Source organism: Streptomyces sp. NPDC031111, from assembly GCF_055570675.1.
The window spans coordinates 276,648-292,893 of sequence record NZ_JBVIGS010000005.1; the positions used below are offsets into that span (position 1 = coordinate 276,648).

Annotated in this window: 17 protein-coding genes; 7 read left to right on the forward strand and 10 right to left on the reverse strand. The window is 71.4% G+C overall.

Going from position 1 to position 16,246, the window contains the following annotated elements:
* Positions 1-24: 24 nt before the first annotated feature.
* Positions 25-924, reverse strand: a complete 900-nt coding sequence (locus tag ACZ470_RS13875) for a bifunctional helix-turn-helix transcriptional regulator/GNAT family N-acetyltransferase (RefSeq protein ID WP_468427091.1) — start codon at positions 922-924, stop codon at positions 25-27.
* Between the two features lie 127 nt (positions 925-1,051).
* Here ACZ470_RS13875 and ACZ470_RS13880 point away from each other — a divergent pair, with 127 nt between their 5' ends.
* Positions 1,052-1,504, forward strand: a complete 453-nt coding sequence (locus tag ACZ470_RS13880) for a VOC family protein (RefSeq protein ID WP_468427092.1) — start codon at positions 1,052-1,054, stop codon at positions 1,502-1,504.
* Positions 1,505-1,553: 49 nt separating this feature from the next.
* On the opposite strand, the gene ACZ470_RS13885 is transcribed toward ACZ470_RS13880, so the two are convergent.
* Positions 1,554-2,240: a TetR/AcrR family transcriptional regulator gene (locus ACZ470_RS13885; protein WP_468427093.1), complete on the reverse strand. Its 687-nt coding sequence runs from the start codon at positions 2,238-2,240 to the stop codon at positions 1,554-1,556.
* A gap of 197 nt (positions 2,241-2,437) precedes the next feature.
* Here ACZ470_RS13885 and ACZ470_RS13890 point away from each other — a divergent pair, with 197 nt between their 5' ends.
* Both ACZ470_RS13890 and ACZ470_RS13895 read left to right on the forward strand, forming a co-directional pair.
* A complete protein-coding gene (locus ACZ470_RS13890; protein ID WP_468427094.1) occupies positions 2,438-3,307 on the forward strand; it encodes an NmrA family NAD(P)-binding protein in 870 nt (289 codons plus the stop codon).
* Between the two features lie 157 nt (positions 3,308-3,464).
* A complete protein-coding gene (locus ACZ470_RS13895; RefSeq protein ID WP_468427095.1) occupies positions 3,465-4,022 on the forward strand; it encodes a DUF2087 domain-containing protein in 558 nt (185 codons plus the stop codon).
* A gap of 51 nt (positions 4,023-4,073) precedes the next feature.
* On the opposite strand, the gene ACZ470_RS13900 is transcribed toward ACZ470_RS13895, so the two are convergent.
* The 5 genes from ACZ470_RS13900 to ACZ470_RS13920 all read right to left on the reverse strand — a co-directional run bounded on the left by ACZ470_RS13900 (position 4,074) and on the right by ACZ470_RS13920 (position 9,915).
* Positions 4,074-5,201 (reverse strand): ABC transporter substrate-binding protein, encoded by a 1,128-nt coding sequence (locus ACZ470_RS13900; protein ID WP_468427096.1) that lies wholly within the window; start codon positions 5,199-5,201, stop codon positions 4,074-4,076.
* Between the two features lie 119 nt (positions 5,202-5,320).
* Positions 5,321-6,034, reverse strand: coding sequence for an SDR family oxidoreductase (locus ACZ470_RS13905; RefSeq protein ID WP_468427097.1), 714 nt, complete (start codon positions 6,032-6,034; stop codon positions 5,321-5,323).
* A 59-nt stretch (positions 6,035-6,093) separates the two neighbouring features.
* Positions 6,094-8,289: a xanthine dehydrogenase family protein molybdopterin-binding subunit gene (locus ACZ470_RS13910; RefSeq protein WP_468427098.1), complete on the reverse strand. Its 2,196-nt coding sequence runs from the start codon at positions 8,287-8,289 to the stop codon at positions 6,094-6,096.
* Entirely contained in the window at positions 8,286-9,266 is a 981-nt protein-coding gene (locus ACZ470_RS13915; protein ID WP_468427099.1) for an FAD binding domain-containing protein, read from the reverse strand. Before ACZ470_RS13915 ends, ACZ470_RS13910 begins: the two co-directional genes overlap by 4 nt.
* Before the next feature lie 7 nt (positions 9,267-9,273).
* A complete protein-coding gene (locus tag ACZ470_RS13920) occupies positions 9,274-9,915 on the reverse strand; it encodes a (2Fe-2S)-binding protein (RefSeq protein WP_468427100.1) in 642 nt (213 codons plus the stop codon).
* A 128-nt stretch (positions 9,916-10,043) separates the two neighbouring features.
* Between ACZ470_RS13920 and ACZ470_RS13925 the strand changes: the two genes are divergently transcribed.
* From ACZ470_RS13925 to ACZ470_RS13935, 3 genes are all read left to right on the forward strand, one after another.
* Positions 10,044-10,970, forward strand: a complete 927-nt coding sequence (locus tag ACZ470_RS13925; RefSeq protein ID WP_468427101.1) for a helix-turn-helix transcriptional regulator — start codon at positions 10,044-10,046, stop codon at positions 10,968-10,970.
* 170 nt (positions 10,971-11,140) lie between these two features.
* Positions 11,141-11,347, forward strand: coding sequence for a hypothetical protein (locus ACZ470_RS13930; RefSeq protein WP_468427102.1), 207 nt, complete (start codon positions 11,141-11,143; stop codon positions 11,345-11,347).
* Between the two features lie 99 nt (positions 11,348-11,446).
* Positions 11,447-12,862 carry an FAD-binding oxidoreductase gene (locus tag ACZ470_RS13935; RefSeq protein WP_468427103.1) on the forward strand — a complete coding sequence of 472 codons (1,416 nt, stop codon included), beginning with the start codon at positions 11,447-11,449 and terminating at the stop codon, positions 12,860-12,862.
* A gap of 19 nt (positions 12,863-12,881) precedes the next feature.
* On the opposite strand, the gene ACZ470_RS13940 is transcribed toward ACZ470_RS13935, so the two are convergent.
* The 3 genes from ACZ470_RS13940 to ACZ470_RS13950 form a co-directional block, all read right to left on the reverse strand.
* Positions 12,882-13,544 carry a class I SAM-dependent methyltransferase gene (locus ACZ470_RS13940; RefSeq protein ID WP_468427104.1) on the reverse strand — a complete coding sequence of 221 codons (663 nt, stop codon included), beginning with the start codon at positions 13,542-13,544 and terminating at the stop codon, positions 12,882-12,884.
* Between the two features lie 55 nt (positions 13,545-13,599).
* Positions 13,600-14,454: a phosphotransferase enzyme family protein gene (locus ACZ470_RS13945; RefSeq protein ID WP_468427105.1), complete on the reverse strand. Its 855-nt coding sequence runs from the start codon at positions 14,452-14,454 to the stop codon at positions 13,600-13,602.
* Positions 14,455-14,519: 65 nt separating this feature from the next.
* Positions 14,520-15,092, reverse strand: a complete 573-nt coding sequence (locus ACZ470_RS13950) for a TetR/AcrR family transcriptional regulator (protein WP_468427106.1) — start codon at positions 15,090-15,092, stop codon at positions 14,520-14,522.
* Positions 15,093-15,187: 95 nt separating this feature from the next.
* Between ACZ470_RS13950 and ACZ470_RS13955 the strand changes: the two genes are divergently transcribed.
* Positions 15,188-16,228 carry a zinc-binding dehydrogenase gene (locus tag ACZ470_RS13955; RefSeq protein ID WP_468427207.1) on the forward strand — a complete coding sequence of 347 codons (1,041 nt, stop codon included), beginning with the start codon at positions 15,188-15,190 and terminating at the stop codon, positions 16,226-16,228.
* The last annotated feature ends 18 nt before the right edge of the window (positions 16,229-16,246 follow it).

The window sequence follows — 16,246 nt, forward strand, 5'->3', positions numbered from 1 at the left end:
GTCGAATACGGTGCCGACTCGGCCCTACTGCGCTGCCGGGATCAGCCGCTTCTCGAACCAGTGGTGGGCGTAGGGCTCGTCGTTGAAGGCGGGAACCTCGGTGTACCCGGTGTCGCGATAGAGGCGAGTGGCCGCTTTCAGCGCCTTGTTGGTGTCGAGCCGCACCAGCTCGCTGCCGTGCCGGGCCGCACGGTCCTCGAGCTCGGCCAGCAGGCGTCGGGCCAGCCCGAGTCCTCGGACACGCGGAGCGACCCACAGCCGTTTGATCTCCGCGGGGGCGCCGGTAGGGAGCTTGATCCCGCCGCATCCCACGGGCTCGCCGTGCAGCCGGGCGACGAGGAACAGTCCGCGTGGTGCGCGCAGCGCACCCGGGTCGGGCAGCAGGCTGTTCGCCGGGTCGAATCCGCTCTCGAAGAGTTCTTGCAGTTCGGTGGCGTAGGACCGCAGGCAGTGCACCGCGTCCGGGTGGTCGGGGTCGAGCACGGACAGGGAAACCACCGAGGCGGTCAGCAGTCGCTCGACCTCCGCCATGGCCGAGGTCAGCCTGTCCCGCTGCCGGGCGTCGAGCGGGCAGAGGAGCGAAGTCGCGAGTGCGTCGCTGCGGTCATCGAGGAGGGCGCGCTCCCGCCGGCCCTCCTCGGTCAGGCGTACGGTGCGTACCCGCCGGTCGCGGGGGTGGGTCTCGACCTCGACGAGACCGTCCCGCTCCAGTGCCCGCAGCAGCCGGCTGACATAGCCGGAGTCGAGGTCGAGTCGGTCCCGAACGCCGCGGACATCGTGCGTGCCGCCGTCACCGATCTCCCAGAGCAACCGTGCCTGACCGTAGGGGCGCGCACCGCCCAGGTATTGATCGTGCAGCACTCCGACACGCTCGGCGACGGTCCGGTTGAAGCGTCTTACCTGATCCACCTGCTCCCTCTGCATTCTCTGACCTTAGTCAGAGAATGCAGCCGGGGGCAATGTCCGGCCTCGCCCCATCGTGTCCATACATCGACACGGACCTCCTTACTTCACTATGGACGGAAACATCCGATTCGCCTGGAGGCCTCGTATGCGCCGCGATGATCTTCCCGCCCCGGACACCGGGATGGTTCTCACCCACTTCCTGACAGTGGCCGACGTCGCCCGCTCGCGCGCCTTCTACGCCGACGTGCTGGGGGGTGAGGTGGTGCTCGCCGAGAACCCTTGCATCGTCAAGCTCGCCAACGGATGGATCATCATGAACCCGGGCGGCGGCCCCACCCCGGACAAGCCCGACGTCACCCTGCGCCCGCCCACCGACCCCAGCACCGCGAGCAGCTTTCTGAACATCCGCGTCGCCGACATCGAGGCGTGCCATCGCGAGTGGAGCGCCAAGGGAGCCGAATTCCTCACCGAACCCCTCGACCGCAAGGCCGAACTGCGGTGCTATCTGCGCGACCCGGACGGCTATCTCATCGAAGTCGGGCAGGCCACCGGAATGCTTCAGGGCGTCTTCGCCGACCCGCCGGCCGGTACGAGCTGACACGCCGACCCGCGCCGGACGGGAGGGGTGCGCGGGGCTCGCCCTCCGGTCAGCGTCGCAGCCACTCGTCGAGCAGCGCGGCTTCGGCCTTGCTGAGACCGGGCAGTTCGGGCAGAAGGGCACGGAAGGCCGCGACGACGGCCGCCTGGTCCCGGGTGGGGACAGCGGGCCCGTCCACCAGGATGGCGCTGGTGATCGCGTCGAACGCCGCGTCGGCCAGGTGCGGGTCGCGTTGCTCCGGCGGCTGGGTCAGCAGGGTGTGGATGGTCCCGACCCCCGCCGAGCGGATGAGGTTGACGGCGCGCTCCTCACTCACCCGCAGCCGACCGGCAGCGGCGATTCTGTGCACCCGTTCGGCAAGGACCAGTACGCCCTTGACCTGTGCCGGTGTGTCACGCGCGCGGGCCGGGTCGAGCAGCAGGCCGTAGACATACGGGTGGGCCAGGCCGAAGCCGATCTGGGTGTCCCATCCGGCGCGGAGGTCTTCCACGGGGTCGTCCGAAGGCGCGGTGGCCTCCTTGTTCGCCACATGGTCGGCGAAGACCTGCTCCACGGCGGCGACCAGCAGGTCGTCCTTGCCCTGGAAGAAGCGGTAGAGGGCGGGAGGCTGCAGCCCGGCCTCGTGGGCCACACGGCGCGTGGTCACAGCGGCCGGACCGTGATCGCACAGCAGGTCGGCCGCAGCCCTCACGATGCGGTCCCGGGTGATGTCTCGCCGCTGCGTGTTCGATGCCATGGGGACGATGGTATCGCCCCTGCGTGACAGGCGATGTTATCGCTGATACGGACATGCTTCATCGCGTGATCCATCCCCTGACCTGCTTAAACCGCTCATCACCAGAACTGCCGCCTGCCATCGTTGCTTCCATTGGAAATATCAGTGATACCGTCTTGGTGATTCCATTGGAAACATCGTCCGACGGGAGTTCGTCAATGCTGATCGTCACGGGAGCCACCGGCCACCTCGGAGGGCTGATCGTCGACCGCCTGCTGGAGCGGGTACCGGCCGACAGGATCGGCGTCAGTGTGCGCGACGTGAGCAAGGCCGCCGGCCTCGCCGAGCGCGGCGTCCGAGTGCGTGCCGGGGACTTCACCGAGCCCGACAGTCTGAAGCACGCCTTCGAGGGGGCCGAGCGCGTCCTGGTCGTCTCCGCGTCCATACGGGGCACCGGAGCACTGACCGCCAACACGGCCGCGATCGACGCGGCCCTCGACGCGGGCGCCCGGAGCATTCTGTACACGAGCCACCAGGCCGCCTCTCCCACGTCGCTCTTCCCGCCGCAGAAGGTCCACGCGGCCACCGAGGAGCACCTCGCCCGACTGGGAGTCCCCTACACCGCCCTGCGCAACGGGTTCTACGCCTCCACGCTGGGCTACTACATCGGCTCCGCGCTGGAGACCGGCACGCTCGCCGTGCCGCAGGACGGCCCGGTGTCCTGGACGGCACACGAGGACCTGGCGGAAGCGGCGGTCGTCGCTCTGACCGAGGGCGGGGCAGGGGCACTCGAAGGGGTCACGGCGCCGCTGACCGCCCCTCACACGCTGGACTTCGCCGACGTCGCCGACATTCTCAGCCGCATCACCGGCCGGACCGTCACCAGAGTCGTCATGGACGACGACGACTGGACCGCCGCGGCAGTCGCCGGCGGCATGCCGCGGCCGGCCGCCGAGTTCAGCTTGACGATGTTCGCCGCGTCGCGCCGGGGCGAGTTCGACGTTGCCGACCCGACGCTGGTAACCACTCTGGGCCGCCCCGCGAAGACCGTCCACGAGTTCCTGGAGGCCTTCGTACGCTCCCGGTGAACCGGGTGTGACCCGCGCCGACCCCACCGCTGCCGGTGGGCTCGGCGCAAGGAGCGTGCGTGCGGAAAATGAGGGGCGTCCCATGTGCCGCGGGGGTACCGTCCACGGGGCGGTGCGGGGGTTGTGCGCCGCGCCCCGGAAGGGACGGAGAGGGAGCATGACGGCCGAGGACGTGGTCGGGCTGTTCGCCGACGAGACCCGGGTGCGGGTCTTCGCCGCGGTGGCACTGGGCGCGACGAGCACCGCTGAGATCGTCGAACGGACCGGGCTGCCGCCCAAGGAGGCGCTCCTCGCGCTGCGGCGGCTCGAGCAGCGGGGAGCCGTCGCGGCGAACGGCGACGAACTCGCCGTCTCCTACGACACGTTCCGCGGCCTGGCCCGCGACGCGGCCGGACCCCGGCCCGCGCAGGACCACGGCACCGGGGACGAGCGGCTGGAGACGGTGCTCCGCACGTTCGTACGGGACGGACGGCTGATGAAGCTGCCGGCGCAGTGGAACCGCAAGAAGCTCGTACTGCACCACATCGCTGAGCGCACGTTCGAGACGGAGCGGGACTACACGGAGAGCGAAGTCAACGACCGACTGCGCGCCTGGTGCGAGGGGAGCCGACTCGACCATGTGACCCTGCGCCGCTACCTGGTCGACCTGCACCATCTGCACCGGAGCGACGGCACCTACCGCCGTCCGGCCGAGGACACGGCCCTGACCCCTTGAATGCCGGGCCGGCGGGACCCGTTGCCGCGGTTCCGATCCACCGGTGCTCGCTCAGCCGGAGTGGAGGACCCGGAAGCGATCGGGTGCCGCCGGATCCCGGTCGACGACCTGGATGGGCGCCCCGGCCCATTGCCACACGCCGGTGCCCGGCGTGCGGATGAACCGGATCCGCCCGCGGGTGCCCTCGACCGCGACACGCGGCCAGGCCGCCGCCGTGCGCGCCCGGTCCACGCCGTGCGAGCGCAGGGTTTCGGCGAGGACGACACCCGTGTCGTAGCCCTCGAAGGCGACGAACGAGGGCTCTCGGGCCAGCCGTTCACGGAGCGCCGTCCCGACCCGTGTCCCGAGCGGGGTGAGATGCTCGGGCAGGTAGCGCAGGAACGGGATCGCGGCACTGTCGTCGCCCAGCAGGGTCGCCCAGGTTTCGAACTCCGGTTGCCCGGCCGGAGCACCGATCACGATGTCGGTGAGGCGCCGGTCGTGTCGGACGGACCTGACGAGCGACACGCCCGGCTCCGGGTGGCCGACCAGAAGAAGGAGGGCTGTCGCGCGGTGGTCGACCAGTTCGTCGCACACGGCCTCGGGGGTGAGCGCGCGCATGTCGAGTTCGATGACGGTTCCGCCGCGCGATGTGACGTAGTCGCGGAGAACGCGGGTTCCGGATGCCCAGTACACACTCGGCTCGGCCGCTACGGCGATGTGCCTGTGGCCGGAGCCCAGGAGGAAGTCGGCGTAGATCTGCCAGCCCCGCGACTGCGGCGGGGAGAGGCGCGCGACCCCTTGGGCCGGCTGTTCGGTGAGCGTGTCAAGGACCGCTGACGAGCAGAGAAACGGCAGGTCCAGGGCCTCGGCCCGGGCGGCGGCGGCGCGAGCGACGACGCTGTGATACTCCCCCGCCAGGGCGGCCACGCCCAGGCCGGCCAGTTCGTCCACGGCGGCGGCGGCCCGCCGCGGGTCGGCCGCGGTGTCCCGGACAAGCAGTTCGAGGGGGCTTCCGGCGATCCCGCCGCCGTCGTTGACGTCGCGAACGGCCAGTTCGAGTCCGGCGAGCAGGTGCCGGCCCGCCTCGACCCAGCCGGGCCGAGTCAGCGGAACGAGGACACCGACCCGGACCGGCGCTCCGCCCGCGGTCGTGTCGTCGTGCCGTGGCAGTCGCGCCTGGGTGACCATGGCGGACATTGCATCCGCCACCCTCGCCGGCAGGCAACCGATTATCCCCGGATACGAGGTCCGGCGCCGCGGCAGGGGGTCGCGACCGTCGTGTTCCGGGCCACGAGCCCTCTGCTCGACGAGATGGGTCAGATGGGCTGTCCGATCGGCCGGACGGTCAGGGTGTTGAGGTCGACGCCCGCCGGCTGGTCCAGGGCGAAGCAGATGGCCTCGGCGACGTGCTGGGGAGGCAGGGCGAAGGGGGGTGCGCCGGCGTCCTGCCAGAAGGGGGTGTCGATCACGCCGGGGTTGACGAGGGTGACACCTATGCCGCGGGTCGTGGCGTGCATCCGCAGGTTCTCGGCGAGTCCGGTGACGGCCCACTTGGTGGCGGAGTAGAGGCTGGCGGGGGCGTTCTTCGTCCCGGCGACGCTGCCGATGACCACCAGCCGCCCGCCGGTGTCTTCGAGGTGGGGCAGGGTGGCCTTGGCCAGCAGGGCGGGGCCGAGGACATTGGTGAGGACCATGGGCGGCCACAGCGTCGGATCGCCGTCGCTGATCGTCGGGCCCTCGGTGCGCAGGTCGTCGGCGGAGACGAAGCCGGCGTTGGCCACCGCGGCGTGCAGGGCGCCGAAGCGCTCCACGGTGCGGGTGACGGCGGACAGCGTGGCCTCCCAGTCCGCCGCGTCCGCGACGAGGCCCAGCAGCCGGTCGGGGTGTCCGGCCGCGTCGAGGAAGGCCTTGAGCTTCGCCTCGTCGCGGCCGGTGACGGCCACCCGGTGGCCGCGGTCGAGAAGCAACCGCGCGGTGTGGGCGCCGATCCCGCTGGTGGCGCCGGTGATCAGTACGGTCTTGCTGGTCATGGTCATGCTCCTGAATGGCTGAGTGGTGGTTGAGGTGATCGGCGGCCGTGGTGCTCGTGTCAGAGCAGGGCCTCCGGGTTGATGGGCAGTTCGCGGACGCGGCGGCCGGTGGCGTTGAAGACCGCGTTGGCGATCGAGGGGGCCACGCCGACGTGGACGACCTCTCCGAGTCCCTTGACGCCGAGCGGGTCGGCGTCGCGGTCCTCGCCGTCCAGATAGATCGCCTTGACGTCGGGGACGTCGGCGTTGACGGGGACGAGGTAGTCGGCCAGGTTGGCGTTGACGATGCGGCCGTCACGGTGGTCGGTGACCGTGTGTTCCAGCAGGGCGGTGCCGATGCCTCCGACGATGCCGCCGATGGCCTGGCTCTCGGCGAGCTTGGGGCTGATGATGCGGCCCGCGTCGTACACACCGAGCAGGCGCCGCACTCGCACCAGGCCCAGTGTCGCGTCGACGCCGACCTCGGCGAAGGTGGCGTTGTAGGCGTAGATGGACCGCCGCTCGGGACCGGACGGCGCGGTGAAGGTGCCGAGCGCTTCGAGATGGGAGCGTTTGTTGCGGGTGAGCAGGCTCCGATACGTCTCGCCGCGGGCCGGGTCGCGCAGCGACTGGAGTCGGCCGCCGCGTACGACGACGTCGGCGGCGGCGACCCCGTACAGCGGTGACTCGCGGTCCCCGGTGGCCAGTTCGATGGCCTGCCGTCGTACCTGGTCGCAGCCGTCGAGGACGGCGGAGCCGACGCTGGCCATGGTCAGTGAGCCGCCGTGCGGCGGGGCCGACGGGTAGAGGGTGTCGCCCAGCCGAAAGGTGACGTTGCGCATGGTCAGCCCCAGGGCGTCGGCGGCGACCTGGGTCTGGGCGGTGTAGGTGCCGGGGCCCATGTCGCTCGCGGCTGCCCGGACCACGGCGGTGCCGTCGGCGTCCAGACGGACTCCGGCCTGCGCCGTCATACGGTTGGTGTGGTAGAGGCCCACGGCCATGCCCATGCCAATCAGCCAGTCCCCCTCGCGTCGGCCGCGTGGCCTGAGGGCGCGGCGGTGCCAGCCGAACTCCCGGGCCCCGACGGTGCAGCACTCGCGCAACCGACGGGTGGAGAACGGCAGTCCGGACGACTCGTCCTCGGCCGGTTCGTTGCGTCGGCGCAGTTCGATCGGGTCGACGCCGAGTCGGTGCGCGAGTTCGTCCAGGGCCGATTCGATGACGAACGAGGCCGTGGCGAAGCCGGGGCCGCGCATGTACAGCGGGGTGTTCACATCCAGCGGCACCGTCCGGTACGCCTGGCTCACGTGGGGCGTGCTGTAGAGCGTTTGCCCCGCGGGCAGGACTTCCTCGGTGTAGGTCTCGTACGACGAGGTCTCGGCGTCGATCTCGTGGACCATGGCCCTCAGGCGGCCCCGGCGGTCGCTGCCCAATCGCAGCCGGTACTCGTAGGAGGGACGGAAGCCGGTGCCGAAGTACATCTGCCTGCGGGTCAGCACCAGCTTGACCGCGCGCCCGGTCTCCCGCGCGGCCAGGGCGGCGACCACCACGTGCGGCCAGCAGCGAAGGCCGCTGCCGAAGGCGCCGCCGACGAAGGGCGATATGACCCGCACCAGATCGTCGGGCCGGCCGAACGCCGCGGCGAGTTCCCGCTGTGTGCCGGCGACCCACTGCGTCTTGTCCCACACCGTGAGCCTGGAGCCCTCCCAGCGGGCGATGGTGGCGTACGGCTCCATCGGGTTGTGGTGGTTGCGCGCCATCCGGTGGCTCAGGTCCATCCGGACAGCCGAGGAACTCAGTCCGGCTTCGGCGTCCCCACGGGCGTACTTCGTCGGTTCGTCCGGCTCGGCCGCCCGCAGGTCCGTCGACGGCCGCTCGGCGTCGTAGCGGACGTCGACCAGGCTCGCGCCGTGCTGCGCGGCCTCCAGGGTGGTGGCGACGACGACGGCGACCGGCTGGCCGTGGAAGAGGACCCGATCGTCCTGGAAGACCCGCAGCCGGCGGCCGGGTGGGTTCATCGAGTCGGGAACGTCGCGGTACGGGAGCTTCGGCGCGTTGCGGTGACTGATCACCCGCAGCACGCCCGGGTGGGCCAGGGCGGCGCGGGTGTCGATCGACGCGATGCGACCGCGTCCGACGGCGCTGTCGACGATCACGGCGTGCACGAGCCCGTCGACCGCGTGGTCGGCGGCGTACGGTGCCTGTCCCGTGACCTTCAGCCGTCCGTCCACCCGGGACAGCGGCGCACCCACGGCTGCCTGCGGCTGAGGGCTCACTCCATACCTCCTACGATGCGCAGCTGGCGTTCGACGGTCCGCTTCAGCAGCTCGGTCTTGAAGCTGTTGTGCCGCAGTGGACGGGCTCCGTCGGCGGCCCGCGCGGCGGCGGCCGACCACAGGGCCTCGGAGGGGCGTTCACCGACGAGTCGCCGCTCGACCTCGGGCAGCCGCCACGGCACGGTGCCCACGCCACCGGCGGCGGCCCTCGCCTCGCGGATCACCCCGCCGCGCACATGCAGGACGACGGCCGCCGAGGTCAGGGCGAACTCGTAGGACCGCCTGTCGCGGACCTTCAGGTAGCCCGACCGCAGCGGACGCGGATGGGCCGGGATCTCCACGGCGGTGATCAGCTCGCCCGCCCGGATGTCCTGCTCGCGATCCGGTGTGCCGGCGGGACGCAGCAGGAAGTCGGTGAGGGGGAGGTGGCGTTCGCCGTCCGGGCCGCGCAGGTGCACCCGTGCGTCCAGCGCCGCGAACGCCGCGGCGACGTCGGACGGGTGGGCGGCCACGCACTGGCCCGAGGTACCGAGGATGGCGTGAGCGCGGTTGAAGCCCTCCAGGGCGGAGCAGCCTGCGCCCGGCTGACGCTTGTTGCAGGCCGCGGTGATGTCGCGGAAGTACGTGCACCGGGTGCGCTGCATGATGTTGCCGCCGATGGTCGCCATGTTCCGCAGCTGGGCCGACGCGCTCAGCTCCAGTGCCTGGGAGACGACGGGATACAGCGCGCGTACCTCCGGGTGGGCGGCGGCCTCGGCCATGCGCACCAGCGCGCCGATCCGCAGGGCCCCCCGCTGGGTGACCGTGATCCCCCGCAGCGGCAGGCCGGAGATGTCGACCACGGTCTCGGGGCGTTCGACGGTCTCCCGCATCAGGTCGACGAGGGCGGTACCGCCCGCGAGGTAACGGCCGCCCCGGCGGCCGGCGTCGATGGCCTCGCGGAGGTCGGACGCCTTGGTGAAGGCAAACGGGTACATCAGGCCCTCACTTCCGGCCCGTGGCCTGCTCGATGGCGCGCACGATCTTCGGATAGCAGCCGCAGCGGCAGATGTTGCCGCTCATCCACTCCCGTATCTCCTCCGGTGAGCCGGTGTGGCCCTCCCGGATGCAGCCGACGCCGGACACGATCTGACCTGGGGTGCAGTAGCCGCACTGGAAGGCGTCCTGGTCGATGAACGCCTGCTGCAACGCGTGCAGTTCGTCGCCGTCGGCCAAGCCCTCGACCGTGGTGACCTCGGCGCCGGTGAGGCGCACCGCGAGCGTCAGGCACGAGTTGACCCGGCGTCCGTCGACCAGGACCGTGCACGCCCCGCAGGCACCGGCGTCGCAGCCCTTCTTCGTACCGGTGAGGCCGACGTGCTCGCGCAGCAGGTCCAGCAGCGACGTGCGGTTGTCCACCGTCACCGTCCGCCGGGCGCCGTTGACCGTCAGGGAGACCCGGCTGCCCGGCGGCGCCTGGACGGCCGCCGCCTCCCCCTCGGCGAGCAGGGTGCCGACCGTGCCGCCCGCGACGACGACGCCGACGGCGGTGGTGGTGGTCGCGATGAAGGTGCGCCGCGTCGGCGCCGGGGAGGGCCCGTCGGATCGGGTGGGCGCAGCGGCGGAGTCAGGGAGTTCGGAGGACATGCGTGCCCCTTCGGAGGTCGGGCTGTCGATGCCACGAAACCGGCGTCGGCGCAGGCGGGGAAGGCTGCGTTTATGGGGGGTACAAGCTCGACCTCCCTGCCCGCAGGTCCCCGGCTACGCTGAATGCCATGGCTTCCCGACCCGGCGACGACGCCGACAACCGCTCCGACATCCGGGGCTTCCTCGTCAGCCGACGCGCCAAGCTCTCCCCGGATCAGGTCGGGCTGCCCACCAGCGGCCGGCGCCGGGTCCCGGGCCTCCGGCGCGAGGAGGTCGCCGTCCTCGCCGGTGTGAGCACCGAGTGGTACACGCGGCTGGAGAAGGGCCACATCAGCGGCGTCTCCGAGGACGTGCTGGACGCGGTCGCCCAGGCACTGCGCCTGGGCGAGGACGAGCGCACCTATCTGTTCGATCTGGCCCGGGCGGCCCGTCCGACGCGCGGCACGCCACCGCGTCGCAAGAACGCCGAGATCCCGCCATCGGTGCAATGGATGCTCGACGCCATGACGATGGCCCCCGCCTTCGTACGCAGCGGCCGCATGGACATCGTGGCGAGCAATCCGTTGTGCCGAGCCCTGTACTCACCCATGTTCGACAGCGACACCACCAACGAGCGGGGCCAGGCCAACTTCCCCCGCTACTTCTTCCTCGACCCCGGCTCCCACCACTTCTTCGTCGACTGGGAGGCCGGGGCGAGGATCAGCGTGGCGATGCTGCGTGCGGAAGCCGGGCGCGATCCCCACGACCGGGCCCTGCGCGAACTCATCGGCGAACTGTCCACGCTCAGCCCCGAGTTCCGCACCCTGTGGGCCCGGCACGACGTCCGTGTCCACCACCACGGCGTCAAGCGGCTGCGGCACCCCGAGGTCGGCGGCGTGGAGCTGACCTACCGCTCCATGAACCTGCCGGTGTCCAACCGGGAGGTGCACGACCTGACCGTCTACACCGCCGAGCCGGGCGGTGCCGCGGAGGACCGGCTCCGTCTCCTCGCCAGCTGGGCGGCGACCGAGTCCCCGGCCACGGAGTCCGCCCAGGGCGAGTCGGGTCGGTCCTGAGGCCCACCATGGCCGGTTCCGGCAATGTGGCGGCACGCCAGGTTGCCGACCTGTGCGCCTGCCGGGGCGAGAGGCGTCCGCGTATGGTTCACCGCGACGTGCGCGGCCGTGCGTCCAGCGCCCGGTCCGCCACTTCGACACCTCGCCCCCCTGCCCGGAAATGACCCGCCATGCCGTCCCAAGACGACCCCCACGTGCCCACTCCCCCTCCTTCGGATCTCGTCAACGAAGTCGTCGCCCGTTTCGACGCCTACGCCCGGGCGCGGGCGGCGCGCGACAGCCTCCTGCCGGCGGCGCGCACCACCCCGCGTCATGAGCAGCACGCCTTCGAGAATCTGCAGGCCGCAGTCACCCGGCTGCGCAACAGCGTGCGCTGACGCCGCCCTCGGATCCACATGCGGACCCACTGACCGCGCACTAGCGTGGGGACCATCGGCGGCAGCAGCCAGCAGCGCGCACCCGGGAAGGTGACGCCCATGCCGGAGATCCAAGGTGCCACGTCGACACCCGTAGCGGAGCAAGCCCTGGTGGACGAGCTGCGCTCCTCGCTGCGCGGTGAGGTGATCGACCGCGGCCATCCGGGTTACGACGAGGCCCGAGCCGTATGGAACGGGCTGATAGACCGACGTCCCGCGGTCATCGCCCGGTGCTCGGGCACCGCGGACGTGGTCGAGGCGGTGCGGGCGGCGCGGAAGTACCGTCCCGTCGTCAGTGTGCGCGGTGGGGGCCACCAGGTGGCGGGCAGCGCGGTCTGCGACGACGGGCTGGTGATCGACGTGTCGCCCATGAAGGGCGTGCACGTCGATCCGGTCGCGGGCACGGCTCGGGCCCAGGCGGGAGTGACCTGGGGCGAGTTCGACCGCGAGACCCAGCTGCACCGGCTGGCCGCGCCGGGCGGGGAGATCTCGGCGACGGGGATCGCCGGCCTCACCCTCGGCGGCGGCTTCGGCTTCGTGATGCGGACGTTCGGGCTGAGCTGCGACAACGTCCGCTCACTGACGGTCGTCACCGCGGACGGTACGGTACGCACCGCCGGCCGGGACGAGGAGCCCGAACTGTTCTGGGCGGCGCGCGGCGGTGGCCGGGGCATGGGTGTCGTCACCTCGTTCGAGTTCGATCTGCACCCGCTCGGCCCCGAAGTGGCCGGTGTGCTGGTCCTCCACCCGTACGAGACTGCCGAGGAGGTGCTGCGGGCCTGGCGGGACGCCGCGGCCGTCGCGCCGGAGACGGTCACGCCGGAGCTGCTGCTCTGGAGTGTCCCCGCGGACCCCGCGATCCCGCCCGAACTGCACCGGGCGGACTGCGTGATGGTCGGCGCCGTCTACGGGGGACCGCCAGGAGACGGTGCCGCCGCGGCGCTGGCCCCGCAGCGCGAACTGGGCCGGCCGCTCATGGACTTGAGCGGAACCGTGCCCTACGTCGCGTTGCAGAGCGCCAACACCTGGCGGTTCCCCGACGGGGAGCGGTACTTCATGAAGTCGCACTTCATGGACGAGCTCAGCGACGAGGCCATACGGACGCTTCTGGACTGGTACTCCCGGCGGCCGACTCCGGAGAGCCTGATCGTCGTCCGGACCCTGGGCGGCGCCGTGGGGCGCGTCGGCCCGGACGACAGCGCCTTCGCGCACCGGTCCGCGCGCTACAACGTCAGCATCGACGCCGGCTGGCAGGACCCGGCGCTGGACGACACCGCGATCGGCTGGGCACGCGCGGCCTGGGACGCGATGAAGCCGTTCTCCAGCGGTGGGACGTATGTCAACTTCGCGGGGCTCGGCGAGGACGCCGGTGAGCTGCGGGGTGCGGTCTTCGGCTCGCACGAGGAGCGGCTCGAGCGCACCCGTGCCGCGTACGACCCGGAGGGCCTCTTCCGGTCGGCCGCGTACAGTCCGTGACCTATTTCGTCCATGCGTCTCAGGCTGCCTCCGCCGTGGCTTTGCGGGCGAGCAGGTGGATCTCCTGGAACTGCCGTCGATCGGTGGGCCGGGGCTCGCGAACCATCCGGGCCACCTCGGCCAACCCGACTTCGCGCAGCATCGCGGCGAGGTGATCCGGCGACCACCGATAGGCCGGCACGACCGCGTGGTCGAAGACCTGGTGGGGGTGGGACGGACCGTCGGTGGCCGAGAAGCCGATCAGGAGGTGGCCGCCGAGGGCCAGCACGCGATGGAACTCCGCCAGAATGACGGGCAGTTCCCGCGGCGGAGTGTGGATGACGGACCAACGGGAGAGTACGCCGCCCAGCGCGCCGTCGGCGATGTCCAACGCGGCCATCGAGCCCACGTCGAACCGCAGGGCCGGGTGGGCCTGTTGAGCCAGCTTGATCATCTCTGGCGAGGCGTCGACGCCGAACGCGTCGAGTCCCAGCTCGTGGAGGTGGGCGGTGATGTGGCCCGGTCCGCACCCCAGGTCCGCGACCGGCCCGCCCCCACTCGTGCGTACGACCTCGGCGAAGGCGGCCAGGAAGGCGCGGTCCAGAGGACTGTCGCGCAGCGAGTCGCGGAACAGCTCCGCATAGGTGGAGGCAGCGGCATCGTAGGCGTCGCGGGTGGTGCCGAGGGCATCGTGTTCGACCATGCCCGCGACGATAGTTCCTGGCGCCTGGGCGGTCTCCCCCCTCCGGGGTCCGCGATCAGCCGGGGATGTCAGGGCTGTTGTCGCGGTCGAGTGCCGCTCGGATTCGGCCGAGCCATTCGGTACCCAGCCGTCTCCCGTCCGGGAATTGGTCGTCCCGGTCCCAGCGCCACGCCGTGACCATCGCCAGTACGAGGATCCGGCACTCGCGGAGCAGGTCCTGATCGGCATCCGGACAGTGCTCGCCGACTTCTTCGGGCGCGTGTGCGAGGTCGAATTCGACGGGCCCACGGCAACACGTCTCGAGGTCTATGAACAGCGGCCCGTTCTTCGTGCCGAGCACGTTGCCCGGGTGCGGCTCGCCGTGCAGCAGCTGCTCGGCACCGCCGCGCTCGCCGATCACTCGTCTCAGTCTCCGCAGCGTGTCGCCGAGCAGTTCCCGGTCCGCCTCGGCCAGCGCCGGAGTGCGGTCGCGGTTCGCCACGAGTCGCTGAGCCTGTTCGACCCGGTCCGTGAAGTGGGGTACCGGGACATCGAGTCGGCGCATGCCGGCATGCAGCCGTCCGAGCGCGTGGGCGTAGTCGGCCGGTGAGAGCTGCCCGGGCGTCGCGGGTTCGTAGTAGGTCCAGAACGTGACCACGAAGCCGTCACGCTCATGGACGCGCGGTTCCACTCGCGGATCGAGCGCGGCCACCGGGCACCCGGATTCGGCGAGCCGCTGTGCGAGCTCGACTTCGAACCGGGCGACCTGATCCGCCACAGGTGCCACCCGGGCCAGGACGTCACAGGGCAGCAGGCGCAGAGTGAGCTTGTTCGAGTTGTGAAGGATGATCGCGTCGTCGGCTGTCAGGCCGAGTGACGAGGCGGTCGACGTGGCCGAGGCCACCGCGCGTGAGACCTCTGACGCCTGCATCGTCGCCCGGCCCCTCCCTGGACTCTGCTGCGGCTCCCCCAGCGGTGCCACTGTCGCGCACCCTATCAACGCGGTGGCGCGTCGGCGCGGACCAGGGATCGTGCCAGGTGGGTGCTGGTGGCGAGGGTGTCGACGGAAAGCGGCCGCGTGGCGAGGACGCCCTCGTGCAGCACGAGGAGTCGGGTGGCGAGCATGGGGGGGCCCGAGCAGCCCGCCGCCGTGGCGAGCTCCTCGAACAGGTTCAGCAGCCACAGCTTCTGGTTCTCGGCGATGCGGTACGCGGGATGCGACGGGTCGGGGAGTTCGGCCAGGGCGTTGATGAACGCGCATCCGCGGGTGCTGGTCCTGCTCCAGGTGCGCAGCGCGTCGAAGGGGGCGGTGACTGCCTCGACGGGGTCGTCACAGGCGTCGACCTCGGCGCGGACGAGCGATCGCCACCGCCGGTCGCGTTCGGCAAGGCAGGCGGCCACGAGGTGGTCCTTCGAACCGAACTGGTTGTACAGGGTCCGCTTGGTCACCCCCGAGTGCTCGGCGATCAGATCCACGCCGACGGCCGTGATGCCGCGCTCGTAGAACAGTTCCTCCGCCGCCGCCACGATGCGGCGGCCGGCCGGTGTCATGGGCCGTGCTTCCCGCATCGGGCGCGCCTCTTCACTGATCGGTGTACCGTGGCCGTAACTTCACAGATCAGTATACCCGCGAGGAGGTCGAAGCGGTGGGTACGCCCGAAAGCATGCGCGCGATGAGGATCAGGGAGCACGGAGGGCCGGAGGTTCTCGAACTCGTGGAGGTGGCCGTGCCCGCCCCGCAGCCCGGCGAGGCACTGGTCCGGGTCGGCGCGGCGGCGCTGAACAACACCGACCTGTGGACCCGGGAGGGCGCGTACGGTCGCCCGGGGGACCCGACGGCGCGGTCGGGCTGGCGGGGTCCGATCGACTTTCCGCGCATCCAGGGTGCCGATGCGGCAGGCCGGGTCGTGGCGGTGGGCGCCGACCGGTCCCAGGGTCTCGTCGGTCGCCGTGTGGTCGTCGACCCGGCCGTCTACGACACCGAAGGGCCGGACGCCAACCCGGTGGGCCTGATGGGGAGCGAACGCGACGGCGGTTACGCCGAGTTCGTGACCGCCCCGGTGGAGCGTGTGCACGACGTGACCGAATCCCCGCTCACGGACGATCAGCTGGCGACCCTGCCGATCGCCTACGGCACCGCGCTGGGCATGATCGAACGCGGTCGTCTGCGAAGGGGAGAGACCGTTCTGGTCTCGGGGGCGTCCGGCGGTGTCGGCATCGCGCTGGTGCAGATCGCCCTCGCCCGCGGTGCGAGGGTGGTCGCGATCAGCAGCGGACGCAAGATCGAGTCGGTGCGCGCGGCCGGCGCCCACGAGGTCGTCGACCGCGGCCGGGACGTCGCGGAGCAGATCCGCGCCGCCGCCCCGGAGGGCATCGACGTCGCCCTCGACGTCGTCGCCGGGGACCTGGTGAGTGAGGGACTGCCGCTGCTGCGCGAGGGCGGCCGGTGGGTGGTCGCCGGCGCTCTCGGCGGGTACGACGTGGCCTTCGACGTGCGCCGGCTCTATCTGCACAACGCGCAGGTGATCGGCTCCGCGATGCACACGCCCAGGCACTTCGGCCTGCTCATGGACCTGGCTCGACGGGCGGAGATCCACCCCGTGGTCGCCGCGACGTTCCCCCTGGACCAGGCGGCGCGGGCGCAGGAGGAACTCGCCCGCAGGGGTCATGTGGGAAAGATCGTCCTGCACCCCTGGACGACGTGACGACGCGGGCGACAAGCC